This window comes from Chamaesiphon polymorphus CCALA 037, from assembly GCF_003003845.1.
Taxonomy (GTDB): domain Bacteria; phylum Cyanobacteriota; class Cyanobacteriia; order Cyanobacteriales; family Chamaesiphonaceae; genus Chamaesiphon; species Chamaesiphon polymorphus.
On record NZ_PVWO01000326.1, the window covers coordinates 1 to 6,812 of the forward strand.

Below are 6,812 nucleotides of genomic sequence, written 5' to 3' on the forward strand. Positions count from 1 at the left end.
AATACCTTGAGGTAGGTATTATCTCGTGGTTGTTTTGACTCACCTAGAGCATTACCACTGTACGCTTCGCAGCGCACTGACCCCACCTTGTGGAGTACCAGACTCAGTGGGATTTAATTTTCCATTGAGAACAAATCCAGCTTTTAACCATCCATTGATTAAGCCCCTTTTAGGAAAGTTACCTAATTGTTTGAGGATAGATTCATGGGCAATGTTATCGAAAAAGCCTTTAATATCAGCCTCTAGAATCCATTTATGTCCCCCAGTTTTTGGACTGGAGTTTAGTCTGTTAAAGTTTTGAACGATAGCATCCTGACAACTTCTACCCGGTCTGAACCCATAGGAATTAGGCTCAAATACGGCTTCCCATTCTGGTTCTAGTGAATTGGCTATTATGTTCTGTTCGATTCTGTCGCGAACGGTTGGGATTCCGAGCGGTCGTTTCTTACCGTTAGGTTTAGGAATCATTACCCGTTTGGTAGGGCGATGATTTCCACCTTTCCAGTTGTTTACCAGCTTCACTCTCTCTAATGGGGTATTGATAGTTTCATTATCAATTCCTGCCGTTTGTTTACCTTTATTGGTCTGAGTGATTTTCCGAACAGATAATAATAAGATTGAATAACTTCTTTGCATTAATTTTTGGAGGTTTCTCAACTTCCGCCAATTACCAAGTTTTCTCGCGAGAAAGATTCGTTGACGTAGATTCTTAACCGCTTTGTTAACTTTGCGCCAATTAATTTGGTTCCAGTTTTCTAGTGGTTTCTTTAGTCCGTTTGTTGTACTTAAATACGACATCTAACATGTCCTTAGATTAAGTTTCTTTGTTTAGTCTCTTTCTCATAAGACCCAGAAGAAGTCTGCTGTTCCTTTCGGTCACGGGCAAATTTAGAACCCGTATCCTATTCATTACGAATAGACGTTCGCTTTTTCTTCCATCCTTTACCCTCCAGAGAGTTCGGTATTCCTTGCGGTTTACTTACTTAGTAATTCGACCTTAACTAAGACTCTGTAGGGCTTATCCTGTTGTATCATTCCGTGTTTCGTCTTTCTTTTAGATACTGTCTTTTCTACGGTAGGGATTGTATTCACACGTATCAACAAACTGCCAATGTTGATACTACCTACTTACCTTTTGGTGAAGCCTATCAGCCTTATTTGGCTTCTTTATACATCTCGTAGTTTAGGCAACAGTTCACTTTCGTTTATCTTGAGAAGACTCCCTTTAGCCCCATTCACCGCTTTAGGCTAGTAGTGTCGGGTACATTTATGGTCTGCATTCCGGTTATTTCATTACTTACTCGACCGTGACCGAACTCCTGAAGGAGTCTTTTATATAAGGGTAAGGGGTGTGAATCCCTTAGTGGGAGAAGGCTCCCACGGACGGAGTGACCAGTTCAGGTCGCGCGGCAGTGTGTAAATAGAATCATCACGCTCAAGATCTAATAGGACGCTTTTTATGAGAAAGAAAATACTAGCTTTGCTGGTAGGAATTGCTGTGACTTCTGTCACTCAAATAGCCAAAGCAGAAATTGAAATTACACCTGATGCTGACCCTGTGCGATCTAATTTAGTAAATCAAATAGATATTTCTAAATTCCCTTTATTACGAACAAACGACTGGAGAACAGAAACAAACCTCCCTTGGTCGCAACCAGTTGTAATGGTGGATGAGTTTGAAGGTAACTATCTGGCTGTTTTCGATAAAAACTTTCAAGATAGTTTTTGGACAGGTGAGAAATCTGGTATTGTCAGTAATTGGTCGCGTAAATATTTAAGAATTTACTCTTATTACAGTCGTCCTTGTGATGGTCTATTTTGCCAAAGAGTAAACATCATTAATCAAGCCAGTCACGTCACTATTAAAGTTAGAGATAACGTCTTTCGCTTAGAAGGCAAAGCTGGTAACTTCAATTTAACTGAAGCATTGGCATACGCTCTCAAAACATCTCCATCAGGAAGAACCAGAATCAAAGTTATGTTTGAAGACTATGGTCGAGAAGTAATCAATGACATTGGTGAAGGAACCGTGCAAGCATGGAAAACTGTTTATTTTGATGCTGTGGAGCCTATTCAACAATCAAATTCATTAACCCAGAAATAATTCAACCACAATTGATATAAATAACCAAGGACAAACGAATGAAAGAGCAAGAATTAGAACTGAGTAAGTTAAGTCCAGAAGCGCAATATCTAGAGCGCAAGAATATTCAGCTACGGGGAGAGATTCAATGTTTGAATGACAGAATTGCTGGACTAGTCAAAGATAATGAAAGATTGAGATTGCAATTGAAGATGCAAAAAACGGTCGAATGGCTAATCGACCGCAAAAAGAAAACCTGGAGTAAATTCAAGCATCGCTCTGTAGCCAACTAACCTCTCAATACAAACACTCTGTCACTTTTCCTCTGTTCTTTTACTGTATACAAAATAGACATTATTATTGGCAGTGGTAATCGGCTTTCATTTATCCTCAAAAAGCTTATAAATTACTTCCATCGCTACATCAATTTGTGGCTGAAGCCAGTAGGGTGGGCATTGCCCACAACACATGTAAAGGCTTAGTAAAAATAATTTTAACTGATTTTGTCGATCGCAATCGTTTCACTAATCGATCGATGTTAAATACATAAATATTTGTATTGTTAAATTGAAAAAGGTATTGATGAGCACTCTTGATGCTACATAAGTACAAGCTGCTGTGCTATTAATAATCTATGCTACGCTATATCATCGAATAATCTCTTCACCGATCGATATTAAAAGCCCAAATATTTATCTTGTTAAATTTAAAATGGTACTCCCTTCCCGCCATTCGAGGTTGTTGGGTTTTATCGTTCCGAGAGGTTGCGCCAACGCGATGCTCAACCCAGCCTACAATTCTATCCCCTATCCCCTATCCCCTAATCTTGCGTTACATCCTTTTCTACAAACCCTATGGCGTCCTGAGTCAATTTACAGACGATAGCGGCAGACAGACGCTCAAAGACTATATTCCCGTTCCCGACGTGTATCCCGTGGGGAGATTGGATTGGGATAGCGAGGGTTTGCTACTGCTGACAGATGATGGAAGATTGCAACATCGACTCAGCGATCCCCAGTACGGACATCCCCGCACTTATTGGGTACAGGTAGAGCGCGTTCCAGACGATCGGGCACTAGAGCAGCTAGCTGCTGGTGTAGAGATCCAAAACTATCAAACCAAACCCGCTCGGGCAAAGTTATTAACCGCAGAACCCCAACTACCACCGCGAGATCCACCAATTCGCGATCGCCAAAATATCCCGACAGCTTGGTTAGAATTAACATTAACTGAAGGTAAAAATCGCCAAGTAAGACGAATGACAGCCGCTGTCGGGTTTCCAACACTGAGATTGGTACGCGTCTCGATCGGGTTACTCTCGCTCGAAGGTTTATCATTAGGAATGTGGCGGGATTTAACTAACGCTGAGGTCAAGGAATTAAAAAGGGTCAAAACTTACTAGCTAATTCCCTGTTAATTCAAAGCGTGCTGCGGAGAAAAAGAGATTGGATATGCAAGCAAAAAAATTACCTTATCTAATTTGCGGACAATTGACTGTAGCCATCGCGATTGTATGTACGCTCCAAGCATGTGCTGTGAATAAGCGGGGTGCGCCTACACCAGATCGAGTCGTAGAACAATATCTATCGGCTTTGGAGACTAAAAATGAGAATCTCATGCTCGATTTAGTACCAGAAAATTCTCAGCTTACTCAAGAATTAAAAGCTAAAATCGACAAAATTGGCGGACATAAAATCCAAGATCGACAGATCGTCTACACCAAACCTAAATCTTCTTTATGGAATGCCAAGATTAAAGGCTTTTATCTCGATAGTAGTGGTACCAAGCAAAAATTTGAAGACTCGATCGTTTTGGAATATCAAAACAAGGGAGATTTAAAACTATATGCGGGACGTTGGTATTTGTTATTAGAGAGTAGAGGGTAGAGGGTAGAGGGTAGAGGGTAGAGGGTAGAGGGTAGTGGATAGTGGTATTTACTAATTGTCTCGATCGTCTTTGCTTAATGCAATTTCTAGTAATTTATTCATTGTTGGTGAAGGATCGTTGCGTCGCCAGACGATCGCAATTGTAGCTAACTTCTCTACACTTAAAGACTCCGAGCGAATTGGTTTGTAAACTACTCCTTGACGCTGGGCTTCTTGAATTGATTCTGGTAGAATTGAGACGCCCATATTTGCCGAGACGAGACTGACGATCGTCTGCATTTGAATACATTCTTGAACTACTTGAGGACTAAAGCCAACCGCTTGACAAATGGCAATAATCGGATCGTACAATCCTGGCGCGAGTTCGCGGGGAAAGAGAATAAATGGCTCGGTTGCTAATGCAGCTAAATCGAGCGATTCCTGTGCTGCTAAGTGATGGTTGGTTGGCAAAGCGACAACTACAGACTCCTGAAAAATAACTTGGCTGACAAAATCTCGCTCGACAATAGGCGGACGAATCAAACCAATATCGATTCTACCTTCCCGCAACCAAATTAATTGTCGATCGGTAGTCAATTCGTGTAGTTTTATTTGGACTTGAGGATATCGATCGTGGAACTGTTGGAGCATTATTGGTAAAATATTATAAGTCGCCGAACCCACAAATCCGATCGAGATTTGTCCGAGTTCGCCGCGACTGGTTTTGCCACCAATATCGATCGCGCGATCGAGTTGTTGAAAGATTTGATTCACTTCAATTAAAAATGCTTGCCCGGCAGGAGTAAGGGTCACCGATCTTTTAGTTCTAGTAAATAGCTCAAATCCCAATTCTGCTTCTAAATCTTGAATTTGTTTGCTCAGTGGTGGTTGCGCGATATGCAATTTTCCTGCCGCACGTCCGAAGTGCAATTCGGTAGCAACAGTACTAAAATAACGTAAGTGTCGAAGCTCCATACAGAAAAAACGATCGGTATTGAATTCTTGAAAACTATAACTAAATCCAATCCATCAGATTATCCGTCACCCGCTCGAATTAAGTGGTTTCGCCAACATCTTTCAGCTTGGGGAATTGTCAATCGGCGTGATTATCCGTGGCGAAGAACTACCGATTCTTATCATCTCCTCGTTGCCGAATCTTTACTACAGAAAACCGATGCCGATACAGTCGCACCGATTTACGAACTATTTCTAGAGCATTATCCCACCATCCAAGACTTAGCTGCCGCTAATCTCGATGATGTTGCCAAAATTCTCAAGCCATTGGGATTATTTTTTCGCGCCGAACGCTTACAGCAGTCCGCAGAGATTATCATCAGACTATATGATGGCAAAGTACCTCAAGACCAAAAGCAACTGCTCAAATTGCCAGGAATCGGCGACTACACAGCTCGCGCGATTGGTTCTCAAGCATTCAACCAGCCTTTAGCGGTATTAGATGCAAATGTAGCACGAATTATCGAACGCTTTTTTGGATTACAAGGGGAAAGAGTCAAATCGCGCTGTAAAATTCTCTGGGGTGCCGCAGATTTAATCGCACCTAAAACCGACGTCGGAACGTGGAATCTCGCGCTACTAGATTTTGGCGCATTGACTTGTAAGGCTCAAAGTCCAGATTGCGAACATTGTCCGCTAGCTTCTAAGTGTCAGTGGAATAGCCATCGTTAATGCGATCGCTACTCCACCATTATCGGTATTTATGAATTAGACGGATAAGAAATAATCGATAACACGGCACCTTGAGGATCTTGAATTACTGCAAATCGTCCGACATCCGGAATATCGCTCGGGGGATACTTAATTTGTCCGCCCAAATCTTCTACCAACTTAGCCGCAGCATCGACATCATCCACCGTGACATATACACCCCAATGTGGTGGGATTCCAGCCATATCGGGGGGCATTGCCATCAAACCACCCACGCCTAGATCGCCGACATTCAAGACACTGTACATCATCCCTTCGACTGGTCGATCGACAATCTCCCAGCCAAATAATCGGGAGTAAAATTCTTTTGAGGCTGTTGTGTTGGTTGTCATTAGTTCGCACCAACTGAAAGCACCATGCTGTTGCATTACATTAGTCATCAGATTTCAACTGCTCGTGGCAGTAACGCTACGTACATGCGTACTTTTGCAGTTTCTTTGTACTGCCGTCAAGTAGGTAGGTATACAAATTTACTAATGAAGGTGGCAATCGACCTCTGTATGCTGTTGAAATCGAGACAGGTACTACTACGAAAGCTCTGTGAAGTTTTGTGTGGCAGAGTGGAATCGACGATCGAATCTATTAATCTGTAAATTCTTTAAGTATTTAAAAACCAATCGTATCCCGATTTAAATTGTTGTTTGCCATCAGTTTCGACAATACTACCGTGTGCCATAATAACTCGATCGAAGTCCCATGCTAACACTAGATCGACAGCTTTTTTCACAGCTTGCTTATCTCGCGTTGCTAATTTTTCGAGCGGCGATGGTCTTAATAATTTATATCCACCCGTCAATTTTGCGACTAATTGAGTCAGCGGTACGAATCGATCGTCAAAATAAAAAGCTGCATCGGTCAAAATCAACGTGCGACTAGCTCGATGGCAAAATACATATTCATCGAGCGGGGTGTAGCCAGTGAGAAAAAGTGTCTGATACCCCTCGAATAATAAATAATCTATTTCATCAAACAAGTTATTTTGTTTGTCTGTAATTGGCATATCGATCGCCAGATCCGGTCTTTTATTAGTCAAGGTAGCTGTCGCCCATAATTGTGCTTTGGGATAGATAGCTTGAAAATCCCGAACAAATAAATGATGATAGAGATTTGGAGCAATAATATATTTTACTTCACCTAAT

Annotated in this window: 9 protein-coding genes; 5 read left to right on the plus strand and 4 right to left on the minus strand. The window is 41.7% G+C overall.

Annotated features, from left to right (window positions below; genetic code table 11):
* Positions 1 to 51 precede the first annotated feature (51 nt).
* Positions 52 to 798, minus strand: a complete 747-nt coding sequence (locus C7B77_RS20515) for a reverse transcriptase N-terminal domain-containing protein (protein ID WP_106309145.1) — start codon at positions 796 to 798, stop codon at positions 52 to 54.
* A gap of 661 nt (positions 799 to 1,459) precedes the next feature.
* On the opposite strand from C7B77_RS20515, the gene C7B77_RS20520 reads away from it, so the two are divergent.
* The 4 genes from C7B77_RS20520 to C7B77_RS20535 all read left to right on the plus strand — a co-directional run bounded on the left by C7B77_RS20520 (position 1,460) and on the right by C7B77_RS20535 (position 3,969).
* Entirely contained in the window at positions 1,460 to 2,104 is a 645-nt protein-coding gene (locus C7B77_RS20520; RefSeq protein ID WP_106309148.1) for a hypothetical protein, read from the plus strand.
* Positions 2,105 to 2,142: 38 nt separating this feature from the next.
* On the plus strand, positions 2,143 to 2,376 hold the full coding sequence (locus C7B77_RS20525) for a hypothetical protein (RefSeq protein WP_106309151.1): 234 nt from the start codon (positions 2,143 to 2,145) through the stop codon (positions 2,374 to 2,376).
* A 533-nt stretch (positions 2,377 to 2,909) separates the two neighbouring features.
* Positions 2,910 to 3,485: a pseudouridine synthase gene (locus tag C7B77_RS20530; RefSeq protein WP_106309154.1), complete on the plus strand. Its 576-nt coding sequence runs from the start codon at positions 2,910 to 2,912 to the stop codon at positions 3,483 to 3,485.
* A 49-nt stretch (positions 3,486 to 3,534) separates the two neighbouring features.
* A complete protein-coding gene (locus C7B77_RS20535; protein WP_106309157.1) occupies positions 3,535 to 3,969 on the plus strand; it encodes a hypothetical protein in 435 nt (144 codons plus the stop codon).
* 51 nt (positions 3,970 to 4,020) lie between these two features.
* On the opposite strand, the gene C7B77_RS20540 is transcribed toward C7B77_RS20535, so the two are convergent.
* On the minus strand, positions 4,021 to 4,923 hold the full coding sequence (locus tag C7B77_RS20540) for a LysR family transcriptional regulator (protein WP_106309159.1): 903 nt from the start codon (positions 4,921 to 4,923) through the stop codon (positions 4,021 to 4,023).
* Positions 4,924 to 4,950: 27 nt separating this feature from the next.
* Here C7B77_RS20540 and C7B77_RS20545 point away from each other — a divergent pair, with 27 nt between their 5' ends.
* Positions 4,951 to 5,634 carry an HhH-GPD family protein gene (locus C7B77_RS20545; RefSeq protein WP_106309168.1) on the plus strand — a complete coding sequence of 228 codons (684 nt, stop codon included), beginning with the start codon at positions 4,951 to 4,953 and terminating at the stop codon, positions 5,632 to 5,634.
* A 29-nt stretch (positions 5,635 to 5,663) separates the two neighbouring features.
* On the opposite strand, the gene C7B77_RS20550 is transcribed toward C7B77_RS20545, so the two are convergent.
* Positions 5,664 to 6,053 (minus strand): VOC family protein, encoded by a 390-nt coding sequence (locus C7B77_RS20550; protein ID WP_106309162.1) that lies wholly within the window; start codon positions 6,051 to 6,053, stop codon positions 5,664 to 5,666.
* A 218-nt stretch (positions 6,054 to 6,271) separates the two neighbouring features.
* Positions 6,272 to 6,812 (minus strand): DUF4336 domain-containing protein (locus C7B77_RS20555; RefSeq protein ID WP_106309165.1); only part of this gene is annotated, 541 nt, incomplete at its 5' end.